The organism is Psychrobacter cibarius, assembly GCF_904845955.1.
Classification (GTDB): domain Bacteria; phylum Pseudomonadota; class Gammaproteobacteria; order Pseudomonadales; family Moraxellaceae; genus Psychrobacter; species Psychrobacter cibarius_B.
Genome location: NZ_CAJGYX010000002.1, coordinates 484,144 through 501,373 on the forward strand (window position 1 = coordinate 484,144; position 17,230 = coordinate 501,373).

11 protein-coding genes and 1 pseudogene are annotated in these 17,230 nt (G+C 43.0%); 5 read left to right on the forward strand and 7 right to left on the reverse strand.

Annotated features, from left to right (window positions below):
* Positions 1 to 70: 70 nt before the first annotated feature.
* The 5 genes from JMV76_RS05540 to JMV76_RS05560 all read right to left on the reverse strand — a co-directional run bounded on the left by JMV76_RS05540 (position 71) and on the right by JMV76_RS05560 (position 5,996).
* Positions 71 to 700: a YsnF/AvaK domain-containing protein gene (locus JMV76_RS05540; protein WP_201501920.1), complete on the reverse strand. Its 630-nt coding sequence runs from the start codon at positions 698 to 700 to the stop codon at positions 71 to 73.
* Between the two features lie 258 nt (positions 701 to 958).
* Positions 959 to 1,807: a DUF2382 domain-containing protein gene (locus tag JMV76_RS05545; protein ID WP_045443477.1), complete on the reverse strand. Its 849-nt coding sequence runs from the start codon at positions 1,805 to 1,807 to the stop codon at positions 959 to 961.
* A 428-nt stretch (positions 1,808 to 2,235) separates the two neighbouring features.
* Complete coding sequence (locus JMV76_RS05550; protein ID WP_109592340.1) at positions 2,236 to 3,417, reverse strand: thiolase family protein; 1,182 nt, start codon at positions 3,415 to 3,417, stop codon at positions 2,236 to 2,238.
* A 96-nt stretch (positions 3,418 to 3,513) separates the two neighbouring features.
* Positions 3,514 to 4,872 carry a homoserine dehydrogenase gene (locus tag JMV76_RS05555; RefSeq protein ID WP_201501921.1) on the reverse strand — a complete coding sequence of 453 codons (1,359 nt, stop codon included), beginning with the start codon at positions 4,870 to 4,872 and terminating at the stop codon, positions 3,514 to 3,516.
* 269 nt (positions 4,873 to 5,141) lie between these two features.
* Positions 5,142 to 5,996 (reverse strand): DsbC family protein, encoded by an 855-nt coding sequence (locus tag JMV76_RS05560; RefSeq protein WP_201501922.1) that lies wholly within the window; start codon positions 5,994 to 5,996, stop codon positions 5,142 to 5,144.
* A gap of 413 nt (positions 5,997 to 6,409) precedes the next feature.
* Between JMV76_RS05560 and JMV76_RS05565 the strand changes: the two genes are divergently transcribed.
* On the forward strand, positions 6,410 to 7,339 hold the full coding sequence (locus JMV76_RS05565) for a DUF808 domain-containing protein (protein ID WP_201501923.1): 930 nt from the start codon (positions 6,410 to 6,412) through the stop codon (positions 7,337 to 7,339).
* A 104-nt stretch (positions 7,340 to 7,443) separates the two neighbouring features.
* On the opposite strand, the gene JMV76_RS05570 is transcribed toward JMV76_RS05565, so the two are convergent.
* On the reverse strand, positions 7,444 to 11,748 hold the full coding sequence (locus JMV76_RS05570; RefSeq protein WP_201501924.1) for an Rne/Rng family ribonuclease: 4,305 nt from the start codon (positions 11,746 to 11,748) through the stop codon (positions 7,444 to 7,446).
* A 1,210-nt stretch (positions 11,749 to 12,958) separates the two neighbouring features.
* Between JMV76_RS05570 and JMV76_RS05575 the strand changes: the two are divergent.
* The 4 genes and pseudogenes from JMV76_RS05575 (at position 12,959) to JMV76_RS05590 (ending at position 16,284) form a co-directional block, all read left to right on the forward strand.
* Positions 12,959 to 13,968 (forward strand): annotated as a pseudogene (locus tag JMV76_RS05575) (RluA family pseudouridine synthase).
* Positions 13,969 to 14,088: 120 nt separating this feature from the next.
* Positions 14,089 to 14,802 (forward strand): HAD family hydrolase, encoded by a 714-nt coding sequence (locus JMV76_RS05580; protein ID WP_201501925.1) that lies wholly within the window; start codon positions 14,089 to 14,091, stop codon positions 14,800 to 14,802.
* 134 nt (positions 14,803 to 14,936) lie between these two features.
* On the forward strand, positions 14,937 to 15,395 hold the full coding sequence (locus JMV76_RS05585; protein WP_227690121.1) for a helix-turn-helix domain-containing protein: 459 nt from the start codon (positions 14,937 to 14,939) through the stop codon (positions 15,393 to 15,395).
* 49 nt (positions 15,396 to 15,444) lie between these two features.
* Positions 15,445 to 16,284 carry an IS3 family transposase gene (locus JMV76_RS05590; protein ID WP_201502079.1) on the forward strand — a complete coding sequence of 280 codons (840 nt, stop codon included), beginning with the start codon at positions 15,445 to 15,447 and terminating at the stop codon, positions 16,282 to 16,284.
* Between the two features lie 86 nt (positions 16,285 to 16,370).
* Here JMV76_RS05590 and yihA read toward each other — a convergent pair whose 3' ends face one another.
* Complete coding sequence (gene yihA, locus JMV76_RS05595; RefSeq protein WP_201501926.1) at positions 16,371 to 17,162, reverse strand: ribosome biogenesis GTP-binding protein YihA/YsxC; 792 nt, start codon at positions 17,160 to 17,162, stop codon at positions 16,371 to 16,373.
* Between the last annotated feature and the right edge of the window lie 68 nt (positions 17,163 to 17,230).

Genomic DNA, 17,230 nt, shown 5'->3' on the forward strand with positions numbered 1-17,230 from the left:
AGTAAGCAATCATAAAAAAAGCAACGATAACGTTGCTTTTTTTATGTCTGGTTTTAATGAGTCAGCAAAATTATTTACCAGGAGTGGTGCTAGACTCATGTGCCAAAAATCCCTCTTCTTTCACATCTAATTCTTCATGCTTAAGCGCTACTTGGATGCTATCTGTATGGGTATGAGTGGTTTTGTTGATATCGATTTCTTGAATAGCATAAGTGTCTTTAGTAATGGTAGCCACTTGACGTGATAGGACAATTTCAATCGGCTCATCACCAATTTCGATCTGTTTGCCATTTACGGTAACGACCGCCTTGCTATCTAACGATGGCTCGACATGGCGCAATATATCCTTTTCATCATAATTGCCTGACAATAAGTCCTGACTTTTCGCATCGTGGTATTCAGTGCGAATAGTAATATATTCTTCTACCAACTCAATAGGCACGTCAATAGTTTTGGTACGAGCATGCTTGGTCACCGTTACTTTACCGACATCTAAACGCTCTTTATTGATGACAGGGCGCTCTTCTAATAGCTCCAAGTGTCCAACATTATGATTGCTCTTATCTATGTCGTTAGCTACTGTGCCATTAGGAGTATCAATTGGGGCAGTCATAGCGTTTGGTGTCACTTGTTTGTTATGTAAACCCTCTTTTAGAAAGCTATCGTTCTGGATACTGTCGTCGTGATTGGTAGTCATCATAATGCCCTTATCTTTATGAAATAATCGTTATACAATATTTTAGAGCCATTTTTGCAGATTTTGCAAGGTTAGCCTTATCAGATGTCATTAAGTATTTTTAATTCCTAAGTATTTTTGAGTATAGTAAGCAAAAAAAGACCAGAGGCATGCTCTGGTCTTAAGTCACTAAGTAAAAATACTTAGCTGCTTATTACGGTCATGTATTGCTCGGCGATCTTACTTTTTAATGACAGCCAAACAGTATGACGGTTTAGCGTATTACATACCACGAGCGCGGCGTACGTCTTCTGCAGTAATACCATCACGGTCGATTATGTTACCTTCGCGATCTACTACGTTACCATCGCGATCGATATCCAATTCTTCACGTTGGATAGTCTCAACGATAGTTTCAGTATGACGTTCAGTGGTTTTACCGACGTTCACTTCTTCAGATACGTAAGTGTCTTTACCAACGCGGGCACGTTCAGCCTCTAGTTCAACTTCAATGGTTTGATTGCCATCAATGTCACCGATACGGCGATCTGTTGGACGATCTACGTTAGTACGCTGGATATTAGCATGCTCTTCTTCTAGCTCAACATCGACATTGCGCTCTTCGGTCACTATATGCTTACCAACTTTAACCAAACCTGCCACGATACGATCTTTATTGACGGTCAGGCGCTCTTCTAGTAGCTCTAGTGTGTTTGGTGCGTCATAGGCATGGTCTGCAATCTCCATACGCTCTGCAACTGGAACAGTATCAGCAACAAATGCTTGACGGTCCTTTTGATACTGGTCTTTGTAGCTATATTGATAATCATGGTCATATACTTCCATGGCATCGACTTGAGACTTGGTCAAGCTGTCAAAGAATACGTCATCACCAACAATACGTGCCAAACCTGCTGGTACCAATACTTCTTTTGAGCTGAACCAGCCACCAGCATCAACGATCAAATAACGAATGCGACCAGTGGTGTCTTCTACTAATGCACCTTCAATTTTACCGATTTTTTCTTCATTGACGCCGTAAGCAGTTTTACCTGTTGGGTCGTAATAATCATCACCGATCAAATCTTTATGAGTAGCTTGGATATCTTTTAAACGAATTAGTTGGCTCATTGTTGTCTTCCTTTTTTATGAGTTAATCATTATTAATTATTTTAAAAACAATCGTTGTTTTGGAAAAGTTAAATTTCTAGTAAAAATATTTTTATAATAAAAGGTGTAGCAAGCCATGTGAGTAGCCTCTACATCGACTTGTAAGAATCTTAACATCATGATTTTCGATGAGATATATGAGCAAGGTAGCAAAGTGTGCGCTTGGAGTAATTGCGTGTAATAGGCTGTAAGTGGCATAACATAGCTGGGGTCAAAGATTAACGTGTCTTTACACAGAGCAATATTTCTAGCTTATTTAAGAGTCATAGACACAGAAAAACCGCAAAGCAAATAGCGATGCGGTTTCTGATATTTTGAAAATTTTGTAATAAATGATAATTATAGAGGTGAATTTAACATATCAATCGATTAATTAATCTGCTTGAGTGTTAAGCAAGTTCAATAGCAACAGCCACGGCTTCACCGCCACCAATACAAAGTGTCGCAACCCCTTTTTTGCCGCCAGTACGCTTGAGAGAGTTGATAAGCGTGATCAAGATACGAGCACCTGAACAGCCTACTGGATGACCGAGTGCACAAGCGCCGCCTTCAACGTTTACTTTGGCATGGTCGATTTTTAGCTCGTCCATCGCCGCCATAGTGACCATTGCAAACGCTTCGTTGATTTCCCATAGGTCAACATCAGCGACTGACCAACCAGCACTAGCCAATACTTTTTCAATTGCACCAATCGGAGCAATGGTAAACTCGCTTGGGTGACGAGAGTTTGATGCGGTTGCAACGATACGCGCTTGATAATCAAGGCCTTCAGCTTTTGCTTGCGATTCTTTCATGACTACAACCGCTGCCGCACCGTCTGAGATTGAGCTGGCGTTTGCTGCCGTGATGGTGCCGTCTTTAGCGAAGGCTGGACGTAGAGTAGGGATACGCTCAGCATTAGCAAGCGCTGGTTGCTCATCGGTATCGACGGTTTGCTCGCCTTTACGGGTTTTAAAAGTCACTGGCGTGATTTCATCTTTGAAGTGGTCGTCTTTGATAGCAGTGAGCGCACGATTTAGCGATTCGATAGCAAACGCATCCATTTGCTCACGGGTATAGCCTTTTTCATCAGCCATTTCCTGTGCGAACATACCCATCAGTTTGCCAGTTTCAGCATCTTCTAGACCATCTAAGAACATGTGATCTTTGACTTCTTTATGTCCCATACGGTAGCCACCACGTGACCCTGGCATGATGTATGGCGCATTGGTCATTGATTCCATGCCACCAGCGACTGCCACATTGAAACTACCAGCTTTGATGCCGTCATGTGCTTGCATGACTGCTTTTAGCCCTGAACCACAAAGCTTGTTAATAGTGACAGCGCCAGTTGCATCAGATAAACCTGCATTACGCATCGCTTGACGCGCAGGGCCTTGACCCAAGCCTGCGGTCAAGATACAGCCCATAATGACCTCGTCAATACTATCGACTGCCACACCTGAGCGTTCGACAGCGGCTTTAATAGCAGCGCCACCAAGTTCAGTTGCGCTCATATCTTTTAGTGCGCCTTGGAAGCCGCCCATTGGGGTACGTGCGCCGTTTAAAATTACAATTGCATCATTTGACATCGTTATTATTCCTTTTTACGTATTTTAAATGAGTTTGTTTTAATTAAAACCAAACGCGGACTAGATAGCATCTTTTAGGCTCAATAACTGCAGGCTTTATGCTAGCTCATCTAAGCGAATGCGTACTACTTTATCAGTAATGGTCTCTAATTTTTCAATTTTTTCGATGGCTAGATTCATCTGGCTTCCAATCACGGGCAGCGTTAAAATAATAACCGGAACTTGACCAACTTTGTGCGCAGGTTTTTGTAAAATTGCATCGATATTGATACCAGCATCGCTTAGAATGCGAGTAATATCTGCCAACACACCAGGGCTGTCATAAGCATGTACGCGCAGATAATAACCGGTAATCATCTGCTCAGCGCGCAATATGGGCGTGTCTGATAGCTGCTCAGGGATAAATGCTAAATGCGGCACATGGTGACCGTGATTGTTTTGATTACTGTTGCTTTCATCGCTACTGTCTTTGCTACCTAGAACACGCACCAAATCCATCACATCGGCCATCACCGCAGAAGCCGTCGCACCAGCGCCAGCACCATCACCGCAATATAGCGTCTGTCCAAGCGGATGGGAGTTTACCAATACCGCATTTTTTACGCCATTGACGTTGGCGAGTAACGCATCCTGCGGAATTAGCGTTGGGTGTACGCGCAGCTCGATACCAGAAGCCTCATCATTACCTTGACCATCACGGCGTACGGCAAAGCCCAAATGCTTGATACGGTAGCCAAGCTCTTCCGCATAGTTGACGTCTTGTAAGGTGATGCCAGTGATGCCTTCACAGTAGACCTTGTCAAATTGCAGCGGAATACCAAAGGCGATAGAGGCGAGTAATGCCAGTTTATGAGCTGCATCAATACCTTCGACATCAAAAGTCGGATCTGCTTCCGCATAACCCAATTCTTGTGCTTCGCTCAACACGTCGGCAAACGGGCGACCTTTGTCACGCATTTCGGTCATGATAAAGTTGCCAGTACCGTTGATGATACCTGCTAGCCAATCGATTTTATTGGCAGCGAGCGCTTCGCGCATGACTTTAATAATGGGGATACCGCCTGCGACTGCTGCTTCATAAGCGACATGGACATTATGCTCTTCAGCAAAGGCAAAGATTTCGTTGCCATGCTCTGCCAATAACGCCTTATTTGCAGTCACCACATGCTTGCCGTTTTTAATGGCATGCATGATGACATCTTTTGCTAAGGTAGTACCGCCAATCACTTCGACGACGATATCGACATTGTCGCTTGCAGCAGTTGCCATCAAGTCACTGTTTTGCATAATATTGGGATCAATATCATCACGATGACGGCGCGTACCAACTTCGGTAATGATAATGTCGCGTCCGCTACGGCGTTTTAGCTCATTTAAGTTGTCATTGATTAGATTGATCACGCCCGTTCCGACGGTGCCCAGACCAAGTATCGCTAGTTTGATGGAATTACTCACAGTATCCTCAAGAGGTTAAATATAATGAACCAATGATAACGCTGTCATAGAGTCAAATGCACATGCGCTACTAGCTGTAGTAGTTGCGTGCATTTTGACAGTCGCAGCTTTATCGATTTCTCATTACAGTTGAATAAAAAATACTCAAATAAAAAGTATGCTGCTGATTTTTCATAGCGCTTTATCGTATCATACCGACAAGCAGTTGTGACGTCTACACAATGTCGCCATCGTCATAGATATCACAAAGGCCTGAACAATAACAGATTTTAGCTAGCACCGACAGCTTGAGCTAACTCCGCCGCAGGTAGATAGCCGCCTACTTGCTGACCAGATTCTGTAAAGATAGCGGGAGTGCCACGCACACCAAGTTTTGCACCCAGTGCCATGTGTTCTTGTACAGGGCTGGCACAGCTAGGCGCTTGTACATCAGCGCCCATTTTTCCTTGATTCATGGCCGCCTTACGATCTTGACTACACCAAATGGCTTCCATTTTTGGCACCGATTCCTGACTGCGCGGCCATGCCAAATAACGTACCTCGATACCACGTGCATTGATATCATCCATCTCTTCATGCAATTTGCGACAATAACCACAGTCTGCATCGGTAAAGGCATATACCACTGACTTCGTTTCGCCTATGGCTGGATAAATCACCATGTCTTTTTTATCGACGGCTTTTAGGGCTTCTTGTGCGGTACTAGCAACCAATGCCGCACTGATATCGACAGGCGCAGCCTCGCCAACAGCAATAATCTGACCTTGGATAATGTGTTTGCCAGATTTATCAGTAAAGAAAGAAGGCAGTCCTTCCGCTGTGACCCAATAAATACCATCCATATCTGTTGGTACGGCTGAAATGATATTTTCTTCAATACCGGACGTATTCAAATTCGCCTGCAACGCCTTTACCACGGCAGCATCGCTATCAGCAGATGCTTTACTTGTACTGGTTTTAGCATCGGTATTATTGACGATACTGGTGTTGCTGGTCGCATCTGCTGCATTGTTTGAGCAGCCCGCAGCAACCACAACAAGCAGTGCACTCATCATAAAGCGAGATAAATTATTTCGAGAAAAGCGGTTTTGAGCAAAGGTGTTTTTTGCAATCGGGGATGACATATATAGGTGTCCTGTAGGCATCGTGCCTAATCGTGAAGTCGTTTTAAGAAAAATGATACTAAATTTCTATATAAAGCAATACGTATCGATATTGTCTTAAAGGTTTAAAATTAAAAGGTTTTTTTACAATTTAATAATTATAAAAGGTAAGTAATCATGTCGCCTATATTAACATATTTATGGTAAATAACAGCCACAGGCTATGAGGTGATATAGGGAGGTGAGGGTAGCAATAATAGTAGTAGGCATAAACGTCAATTCAAAAAAATAAGATACATTTGTACTATTTAATATCGACGCTTGCCCTTGTAGTCTACGGCTAATAACAGTGTTTTTATAAAAATTCATATAAAACTATTGGTATCAGTTATTTTTAACCCTTTATTTCAATAAATTTTTGCTAAGGAGCACACATGGCAGGTGCCAGTTTATTAACCCTACTTGATGATATCAGTGTGATATTGGATGATGTTTCCGTCATGACCAAAGTCGCTGCTAAAAAAACCGCTGGTGTATTGGGCGATGATTTGGCGCTCAACGCAGAACAGGTTACGGGTGTCAAAGCCAATCGTGAGCTTCCAGTGGTCTGGGCGGTCGCCAAAGGCTCATTTATTAATAAGCTTATTCTAGTACCAGCGGCACTCTTGATTAGTGCTGTTTATCCACCGCTGGTCACTTTTTTACTAATGTGTGGTGGTTTGTTTTTGGTTTATGAAGGCGCTGAAAAAGTCATTCATCGATTTTGGCCGCATGCTTTGCCGCATGATGAGGAGCAAGAAGCGCGTCGAAAAGCCAATGCTGATGAGACTATAGATTTGGTCGCTTTTGAAAAGGAAAAGATCAAAGGTGCAGTACGTACGGATTTCATTCTGTCAGCTGAGATTATCGTGATTGCCTTGGGATCAACGGCAAGCGCCACTTTATTAGAACGAAGCTTGGTGCTGTCTATTTTAGCCATCGGTATTACGATTGGTATTTATGGCTTGGTCGCTGGTATCGTGAAAATAGACGATGCAGGTCTGCATTTAATGGAACAAGAAGGGGCGTTCAAGCAAAAACTGGGCAAGTTAATGTTTGCAGCGGCACCAAAACTGATGAAGTTTCTATCTATCGCTGGCACGTTGGCGATGTTTTTAGTAGGCGGTGGTATCTTGGTACATGGTATCGGCTTCTTACATCATGGAGTAGAGGATATCGCTGATTTAACGGGTATCTTTGAAAGCTTAACGACAACAATATTAAATGGCGTCATTGGTTTTATTATTGGTGCTGCGGTTGTGGCTATCTTAACAGTTATTAGTAAAATTCGTGGAAAGGACGACACAGCGTCATCTGCACACTAAGTCAGTTACCTGTGCTTTAGCTTTATATTTTTTGTAATTTTATTTCGTAAAAAAGCCCCAAAGTTGCTGACAACTTTGGGGTTTTTGCGTTGGGAGTTATATGATTAGCTTTCGCTATCTGAGTCATCAGCCTCTAGCTTTTCAGCTTGCGTGGGCTTTTTATGCTCCGTTTTAGGCTTGCGGCTACGTGCCTTTGGTACTTTTGGCGTGGTCAAATTAAACATGCCAGTTTGCGGCAGCAGTTGTTCAGCCACATTCTCAATCATGTTTTTATAACTGGCAATCGTGGTTTTTGACTTAGCAGCCTGACTGTCGTCTTTGCCCGCTTCTTTGATATTGATAGGTTGCTCTACCTTAGGCTCATCTGCTGGCTTAGTTTTTTCAACGTCAGCTTCTTGAATATTAGCCTCTTCAATATCAGCAGCTTCGCTATCGTCATGTGCCTCGTCAATCTTTTCAGCTGCTACGTGCTCAGCTATAACAGTGCCTCCATTCGACGGCTCGTTAGTTACTTCTACTAGCGCTTGATCTGCTTCTAGTAATTGTTCGCTGTGAACACTGATATTATCAGCCTGAGCTTGATTGGCTAGCGCATTTGCCTCAACATCATGAGCATCCACATTGTTATCATCATGTTCAATAACCGTTTGCTCAGTATCAGCCGCTTGTTCGGTCGGTAGACTCAACACTGCGGGCTCCTGATAACTAGGATGTTGACCACGTGGATCGTTGCCAGCACGCTTACCAATGGCGCGTGGTTCGACGTCTGTTTTACCTTGCGTTGCCGCAAACTGACTGACCGCTTGTGTCATCGTTTCAAAGCGAGTCAGGTAATCTGCCGCCAATGGCTGATAGCCATAGTTGCTAAAGTCGAAATTGCTGTCCTCAACGTTAGTATCAGCAGTCGGTGTGACGCTCGTTTCAATGTTAGCTGATTTGTTAGCTGATTTTGCTTGCTGCGTATGTGCATCGATAGCAGCAATAAAGCAACTAATGACACCGTCATTTTTCAAACGACTTTCTGCATCTACTAATGCTTTACGAACAAAATCACCAACGGTGCCACGAATAGTCGATGGGCTTACTACTGCAGGCTCAGCTACTGGTGGTTGTTCAGTTGCTTGCACTTGCTGACTACGAACCACACGTGGATCATTGCTAGCCTGACCAAACTTCTCAGCAGTCACGTAGCGCTTGGCAAATAATGCTTCGTGCGTTAGTGCCAGTGCTGAGTTGTTCTTATCATTTGCGCTATGACCACTTGCGCTATGACTGTCATTGGCATTGCTAACATCGGCGTCACTGTCGGTAGCGTCAACAGTGTCACTATTCGCTTTTTCTGTCGATTCTGCTTCGGGCTGTTTTGGCGTTATTGCTACGCTGTCCACGTCAGTATCCACAGATTTTGAATGGTCAGTTTGGTCTTTGGTAACGCTGTTAGATGCTGGTTGCTCATCTAGAGCAGGTTTTTTGTCAGCAGTGTTACTGTCTGTTTTCGGGGCATTATTTTGTCCCTTGTCCTCAGTGGTGCTAACATTAACATCATGTGTTGCTACAGTGCCTTCGTCGTTACCCTTCACAGCAGCTGTTTCAGGAGCAATTTTTTTGTCATTGCTCTGCTGATTATCACTTTGCTGTGTATGAGCTTCTTTTTTGCTGCTTTCTTTATTAACATCATTTACTGACTTTTGCTTTTCAGTAGACTGAGGTTTTGTCTGTATAGACTTACTGTCATCTAGAGACAAGTGCACGACTTCTGGCGATTTCAGCTCAATGGCTGCTTCATTGACCTGTAGCACGACTTCATTAGGATCTTGATTTCGACGCGTGTTAGAGTGATTTTTTCGGCCGTTTGCACCTGTCGTCGCTTGCTGATTGGGTTGCTTAATATTTTCAGCTGTTAGTGTCTCGCCGCGCTCTAACTTGCCACGTGAACCGCGTTGATTATGCGATTTACGCTTCGCACGAGTTTGCTCATCTGCCGTATTACTGTCTTTATCAGCATCATCATTGCGCTCGTTTGCATGGTGGCTACTGTCTTGACGATTACTGTTTTGCTGGTTATTGTCTTGACGATTGTTGCGGTTACGCTCATTCGTGCGTCTGGTCTCCTGCTGACGTTTGTTTCGATTGTCAGCCTGCTTGTCATCAGCGTTATTTGCCGCATTATTTGAGGTGTTGTTCTCGGTATCGCCGCTTACTTCATTGCTCGACTCTTCTGCCTGATCTTTTCTTTGACGAGGTTTAGATGATCTAGATTTACGTGGCTTACGTCTTCTTCTATCTTCATTACTGCTATCATCATCGGTGTCGCTGTCTGAGCTACGACGCGCTTGTTGACGATTGGCGTTGTTGTCGGACGGTTGTTCGTCATTTTTCTGACTGTTCTGCTGATTTGCTGGTACATTGTTCGATGCACCCGTTGATGAATTACTCAGGGCACTGCTATCCACTTGTCCAAATGAGCCTAAGCTTTGTGCGCCATTATTTACTAGTGCTTCAATGGCTTCTGCTGCATCACGACTACTGACGCTAGGCGTCGTTGAGGCTTGTGGTGCTTGCGCAAATAGGTTTGATAACCACGCCACTGCTTGTGGCTGAGCTGCTGTCTCAACATGTGCAGGAGCTGTAGTTGCTGCTATTGGAGCAACAGGGGCAGGGGCTGCCACACTCTGGTTGTTGTTTGCTTGTGGCGCGCGCGCCGATGAAACGTTGGTCGTATTTTTATTGTTACGATGGTCGTTGCTGTGTTTACTATGATCAGCTGTACTGGTCGGTTTGTTTGATTGGCTAGCAGTATTAGTATCATTGCTCGCTACCTGACGTGGCTGGCGCGTTGGCTGTTGCTCTGGACGCTCTTTTTCAGCCGTTTGCCAGTCAACTTCATAACCCAAATCGCTATGTTCTTGGGCTGTATCCGTAATACGCTCATAACTTGAAGGCGCAAAGCCATCACGGTTAAAGTGTAGTTTAAAGTTAGGCGACTCTAAATGCGCGTGTGGCAAAATCGTGATACGCGTGCCACTGTCTTGCTCAAGATAAACTAAGGCATCACGTTTTTCGTTTAATAAGAAGGCGGCGATATCTGTTGGAACTTCTGCTTGTACTTCGCCTTGACGTTCTTTTAGCGCGATTTGTTCAATCTGACGCATAATTGATAGTGACAATGAGCGCAAATCGCGAATCATGCCGTTACCATGGCAGCGTGGGCAGATATAGCCGGTTGATTCTTCTAGTGAAGGACGTAGACGCTGACGGCTCATCTCCATCAAACCAAACTTAGAAATATCACCAAATTGCACACGTGCACGATCATATTTAGTGGCATCAATCAGACGTTTTTCGACTTCTTTTTGATGCTTATTGTCATTCATATCAATGAAATCAATGACAATCAAACCACCCATATCACGCAAACGTAGCTGACGGGCAATCTCATCGGCTGCTTCTAGGTTGGTGTGATATGCAGTTTCGGCAACGTCTGAACCTTTGGTCGATTTGGCTGAGTTGATATCGATAGAGACTAGTGCTTCTGTTTGGTCAATGACGATCGAGCCGCCTGATGGCAGACGCACTTCACGCTGATAGGCGGTTTCGATTTGCTTTTCGATATTAAAGCGCGAAAACATGGGCTCATAGTCGGTATATTTGCGTAGCTTTTCTGCTTGTTTTGGCATAACCGCATCGATGAAGCCAGCGGCTTCAATATAAGCGTTTTCATTATCAATCCAAATCTCAGCGATATCATCACGTAGATAATCACGGACAGCACGGGTTACGACGCCTGCTTCTTGATGTACCAAGCGCGGTGAAGGGTATTTTTGATTTTGTTCTTGAATGGCTTGCCAGATATTCAGCAAGTGGTTTAAATCGTGCTGTAAGTCTTCTTGAGTTTTACCAATACCCGCAGTACGAATGATGACACTCATACCTTTTGGCAAATCAAGATTGCTTAGCATACGCTTCATATCTTCACGAAGTTTGCCTGAAATTTGACGTGAGATACCGCCGCCACGAGGGTTATTTGGCATCAATACCAGATAACGACCAGCTAATGAGACATACGTCGATAGGGCAGCGCCTTTGTTACCGCGCTCCTCTTTTTCGACTTGGACGATTAATTCATCGCCTTCTTTGATCAGTTTTTTGATGTTTTCGTCACGTGGATTACCGCTTAAATATTCAGCAGAGATTTCACGAATTGGTAAAAAACCTTGGCGCTGTGAGCCGTATTCGACAAACACCGCTTCAAGCGATGGCTCGACACGGGTTACATGACCTTTATATATATTGGATTTTTTTTGTTCACGAGTACGGTTTTCAAGATCGAAATCGTAAAGATGATTGCCTTTACATAAGGCGACACGAATTTCTTCGTTTTGAGTAGCGTTGATCAAAATGCGTTTCATATTTGTATCCTATGAGTACGCATAACAACGACGAGACGGGCTTTAGAGCGCAATGGCAAGTATGGCTAATATTTAAATTAGCATGGGCAGATGTTAATCAACGATAGAACGTAAATCATGGGTTAATAAAGCACTTGGGCTTTGTCAATGGCTTGTTTTTTACCTAAAGTGTGTTAGCAAAACTAACGTAAATATAAAATTTATAGGGTGTAAGGCTATCTATTTATATCCTATTATTGATAGGTTTGGTACAAATATTAATGCGTCAGCATGCGATTCAGTTTTACTATCAGCAAGCTTTATTGGTAGTCATGCCAGCTTACTTTGTAAGAGCAGGCGACGGGCAGTGACGAGATTCAATATACTGATACTCAAAAGGCGTTATGCTGCTGCAATCCATCCATCAAAGTCTAGCAATAATATCGCTGTTATAAATACCATTATATGAAATGGTGATATTCAGCAATTATTTGTTTAGGTAAAGCAATTGGTCACTCTTTATTTATCGTTCTTTCTGGTATAACGTCAATAATATCTTGGGTGTTTTACGGTTAGGTGTCGCGGCTCCGGTGATCAGCGGGGCGTACTTGGCAAACAGAATAAATGACCAAACTATCGGTGTGGTGCTGTATTCATATCTTTTTTATCGTTATCTGTTTGACCACCAATACGTAGGCAGCTATCGATATACTTCTCGATCCTAATGCTAAACAACCCATACTTGCTCAACTACACTTGCGTAAAGGACCGCCAGATAACCAGTCATTAAATCATGAATAATTATCAAATAAAGTCGTTGTCATGCAGGTTGTGAGTCAATGTAGTGTCATTATCGGTCAATAAACAGGCGCTTAGCCAAACTTATCAACGCTGAATTTATGAACACAAAGGTATTTAGTGTCACTATTTATTCTATGGTACTGAGTAAAGTCAGTACGATACTTTCATTTTACAATTTATGGGGACATATCTATAAATATCTACAAGTGATATTTCTAAACAGATACTGCGCCCTAAAATTCGATTAAACATACAATGTTGGCAGGGCATACCGCTAATACCTTTTCACTAAAAGTTCGTAAAAATGGTAATGCGCTATTTAGAACAACAACAATGATTATTGCTGCAGTCTCTGCTTAATTGTCGCTCAACATGCTAAACTATAGCAAATCTTTCTGTAAATACCTAACTAAAAATGACGAAGCCAAAAATGACTGACGACGCACCTACCCATGAAGCCCCTGCTATTTTTAATAGTAAAACACGCCCGCAAAGCGCTGATGATGAAATCAGCAACTTTGGTAAGGTAAATTATCTTGAAGTAACCCGCCATCAACACGATCAGCGCTTAGACAATTTCTTACTGAACCGTTTAAAAGGTTTGCCAAAACCGCATATCTATAAAATGATTCGCTCAGATGAGATTCGGGTCAATAATAAACGCTGCAAAGCGCATGATAGAGTACAGCGTGAAGACGTGGTACGTATCGCGCCAGTGGTACTTGCTACCCGCGAAAAACCAATCATCAGTGCCGAGTTTGCTAAAAGCTTGTTAGCGCGCGTAGTGTATGAAGACGAAGGAATGCTAGTACTGAATAAGCCTTCTGGCATCGCCGTTCATGGTGGTAGTGGTTTGGACTTTGGTGTTATCGAAGCCATGCGTGAAGTGACAGGTAAAAATACCTAGAGCTGATACATCGCATTGATAAAGACACTTCAGGTCTATTGATGATTTCTAAAAAACGCTCAGCGCTAAAAGCGTTGCAACAGCATCTCGTCGATAAAACCATCCAAAAGCATTACTTATGTATCGCCAAAGGTCAGCCAGCATTAAATGAGCAACGCATTGATGCCTCATTGCTACGCTATACAGTTGCTAGTGGTGAACGCCGCGTCAAAGTAGATGCGCAAGATCCGCAATCTAAAGACAGCCAGACGGATATCGTCGTTCATGGTCGTTTTATGATTGCTGATCAGCCAGTTAGTTTAATTGAAGCCAAACCACTGACCGGTCGCACTCATCAAATCCGTGTGCATTTGGCTCATATTGGTCACGCTATCTTGGGTGATGATAAATATAATGTGCATGATAAATCAGGCGTCCATCGCCTGTGTCTGCATGCGTGGCGTTTAGACATTCCAGGCTATGAAACTATTACCGCACCGCTACCAGATGACATGGCAGATTGGTTGCCAGAGCAAGTTAAATTACCTGAATAAGTCGCCAAATAAAATTTTTAAGCATTAACTTTAAACGTCACGAACACTTATTTTTCTTAATAAGTCGCCGTGACGTTTTCGTATCTACCATTTATTATTGATATTCGTTAAGGTCTATTTATGAGCAATCAATCTGTCGCTAGTATCTCTAGCGCTTCCAAAGGAACTCAGTTATCAGCCAGTCATCGTTTAGCGGATAAGACGCTGATTATTTTTGATTGGGATGGGACGCTGATGGATTCCATTGGATTAATCGTTGAGTCAATGCATGTGGCAGGAAAGGCGCATGGTTTTCAGACGACCGATAAAGCAGTACAAGACATCATTGGGCTGAGCTTAATGAATGGCATTGAGGTTTTGTATCCGCAAGCCAATGACACGCAAAAGCTTGCGATTCAGCAAAGCTACGCAGACCACTATATTGCCAACAGCCACAGTACGCCGCTTTTTGCGCCGATAGAAGGGATGTTGCAGACCCTACAAGCCCAAGGTAAAAGCCTCGCGGTTGCAACTGGTAAAAAGCGAAAGGGCTTAGACCGCGTATTAGATGCTTCAGAGAGCCACCATTATTTTGTGATGACCCGCTGTGCCGATGAGGCAGGCTCAAAACCTGACCCGCAGATGTTGACCGATATTTTGGATTATACGCAGCAGCAAATCGCCGATGCTGTTTTCATCGGTGACAGTATCTACGATATCCAAATGGCAACGAGACTGGGCATGACCAGTATTGCGGTGAATTATGGTACAGCATCACCTGCAGAGCTCGCCGCACAGCAACCCACGTATCAGGTTGACACGCCACAAGCGTTGGCTGAGCTACTATGTGCTTAAATAAAAGCACTTAAATAAAAGTGCTTAAATAAAGGTGCTTAAATAAAAATCTTTTTAGATGCTAAAAATGATAATAAAAAAAGGGCTTATTGAACTGAACCCCATAAGTTGGACACAACTTATGGGGTATTTTTATGCGTTACGATCTAGACTTTAAGATGCAAGTCATCGCATACTATCGGCAAGGCCATAGTAGTCACGCCACCGCTAAGAAGTTTAACGTCAATCCAGAGTTTGTACTCAAATGGGTTAAGCAATACCAAAGCGGTGGCATAAATGCCATTAAGCCAAAGACAAGTAAGGCCAAATACAGCAGTGAGTTTAAACTTAACGTACTAACCACCATGCTTAAAGAAGATTTAAGTCAATCTGAGGTGGCACTGAAGTTTAACATCAGCTCACCGGCGCTCATTAGTCATTGGCACAAAGCTTATCGACTACAGGGTATGTCTGGACTCGTATCTAAACATAAAGGTAGAACCGCCATGAGCAAACCATTTATCACAGACAAGCCAGATGATGAAAAGAGCTTAGCAGAGCTTAAGCGTGAGAATGAGTATCTACGTGCGGAGAACGCCTACCTAAAAAGCTAGATGCCTTGCTCAAACAGAAGAAGAAACAAGCTTTGAAAAAGCAAGGCTCATCGAAGGACTAAGAGAGCGCTGCTGTTTATCTGACTTACTTAAAGCCGCTGGTATGCCCAAAAGTGTCTTTTACTATCATAGAGCAAGACTTGAGCGTGATGACAAATACACTGAATTAAAACAGCGTATTGCTAAGCTGTATCATCAGCACAAAGGCAGGTATGGCTATCGCAGAATCACTGAGGCTCTAAAGCAGTTAGGTAGTCATTACAACCACAAGCTCATCGCTAAGCTGATGCGTAACATGAAGCTTAGCGCCAAGATAAGACGTCAGAAGTACCGCTCTTATAAAGGACAACAAGGTAAGATTGCAAAGAACTATTTAAAGCGCCAGTTTACTGCAGATAAACCGAACACACGCTGGCTCACCGATATTACTGAGTTTAAGGTGGGTGATCATAAGCTGTATTTATCACCCATACTCGATTGTTATAACAATGAGATCATCAGCTATACGCTCTCAAAGAGACCCACTTATGACTTAGTTGGTAAGATGCTAGCTAGTGCTTTAGATAAGACAAAGGCGTGCCGTGGTAAAAGATTAATGCTGCATTCAGATCAAGGGTGGCATTATCAAATGAAACCGTTTAGCACGACGCTTAAACAGCATGGAATTAAGCAAAGTATGAGCAGAAAAGGCAACTGTTTGGATAATGCACTGATAGAGGGGTTCTTCGGTACGCTGAAGTGCGAGACGATTTATATTGAGAAACCGAAAACTATTGAGCAGTTAGAGAAACAGATTCATGAGTATATGCATTATTATAATCATGAGCGTATTCAACTTAAATTAAAAGGACTGAGTCCTGTGCAATACAGAACTCAGTCCTTGTTATAAACTAAACCGTCCAACATTTGGGGTTCAGTTCATATCGATAATAATGATAAACCCTTTTTACTTGGAGACGATGATATTTATTGGCTTTATTTTTGAGTGCTATCCTTTTGAGCACTGTCCTTTTCAATCGCGCCTTTTTCGATATTGTCTTTTTCAATCGCTTCTTCCAACTCAGCGCCTTCTAGTAACGCAAAAGAGGATTCAATGATTTTGTCTGCATCGAGCTGATATTCATACCAGTTGCCCATGACACCAGCCAGCTCATCAAGACCTTCTTTTCTTAGTGCTGAAAATAGCTGAATGCTACAGTTCAATCCCAGTTCTTTTAGTCTTTTACGAGTATTAAGTAACGCATTTTTAGATGCGCCATATTTCAATTTATCAGCTTTGGTTAGCAAGATATGTACTGGCAGTTCACCATCATTTGCCCAACGTAGCATTTGCTCGTCAAAGAACTTCAATGGATGACGAATATCAGTCATGAGCACCAAACCTGCAAGGCTTGAGCGCGCCACCAAGTATTCTTCTAGCTCAACCTGCCATTCTTTTTTCATCTCAAGCGGTACCGCTGCGCAGCCATAACCTGGCAAATCCACCAAACGTCTATCAGCATCACCAATACTAAAAAAGTTAATCATCTGCGTACGACCAGGCGTTTTAGATGAGCGTGCTAGTTGGCGCTGATTGGTTAAGGCATTAATAGCAGAGGATTTACCTGCGTTTGAGCGTCCTGCAAAGGCAACTTCTAAGCCCATATCGGGTGGGCAGAGACGAAAAGTAGGCGCTGACATCATAAACTCAGTTTGCTGAATTTTTTGACGAGATTTAGTGTTGAACAATGCATGTTCGGCGGCGACATCAGTAAACGGGGTACTCATAAATGGCTCATTAATCTTTAAGAAATTGGATACGGTTATAAAATTTTAATCAACTGGTTGTCGAGAAG

What these genes read in the sequence shown, in the direction of transcription:
- JMV76_RS05540 (WP_201501920.1), bottom strand. Translation starts at nt 700, where the DNA reads ATGATGACTACCAATCACGACGACAGTATCCAGAACGATAGCTTTCTA.
- JMV76_RS05545 (WP_045443477.1), bottom strand. Translation starts at nt 1,807, where the DNA reads ATGAGCCAACTAATTCGTTTAAAAGATATCCAAGCTACTCATAAAGAT.
- JMV76_RS05550 (WP_109592340.1), bottom strand. Translation starts at nt 3,417, where the DNA reads ATGTCAAATGATGCAATTGTAATTTTAAACGGCGCACGTACCCCAATG.
- JMV76_RS05560 (WP_201501922.1), bottom strand. Translation starts at nt 5,996, where the DNA reads ATGTCATCCCCGATTGCAAAAAACACCTTTGCTCAAAACCGCTTTTCT.
- JMV76_RS05565 (WP_201501923.1), top strand. Translation starts at nt 6,410, where the DNA reads ATGGCAGGTGCCAGTTTATTAACCCTACTTGATGATATCAGTGTGATA.
- JMV76_RS05570 (WP_201501924.1), bottom strand. Translation starts at nt 11,748, where the DNA reads ATGAAACGCATTTTGATCAACGCTACTCAAAACGAAGAAATTCGTGTC.
- JMV76_RS05580 (WP_201501925.1), top strand. Translation starts at nt 14,089, where the DNA reads ATGAGCAATCAATCTGTCGCTAGTATCTCTAGCGCTTCCAAAGGAACT.
- JMV76_RS05585 (WP_227690121.1), top strand. Translation starts at nt 14,937, where the DNA reads ATGCGTTACGATCTAGACTTTAAGATGCAAGTCATCGCATACTATCGG.
- yihA (WP_201501926.1), bottom strand. Translation starts at nt 17,162, where the DNA reads ATGAGTACCCCGTTTACTGATGTCGCCGCCGAACATGCATTGTTCAAC.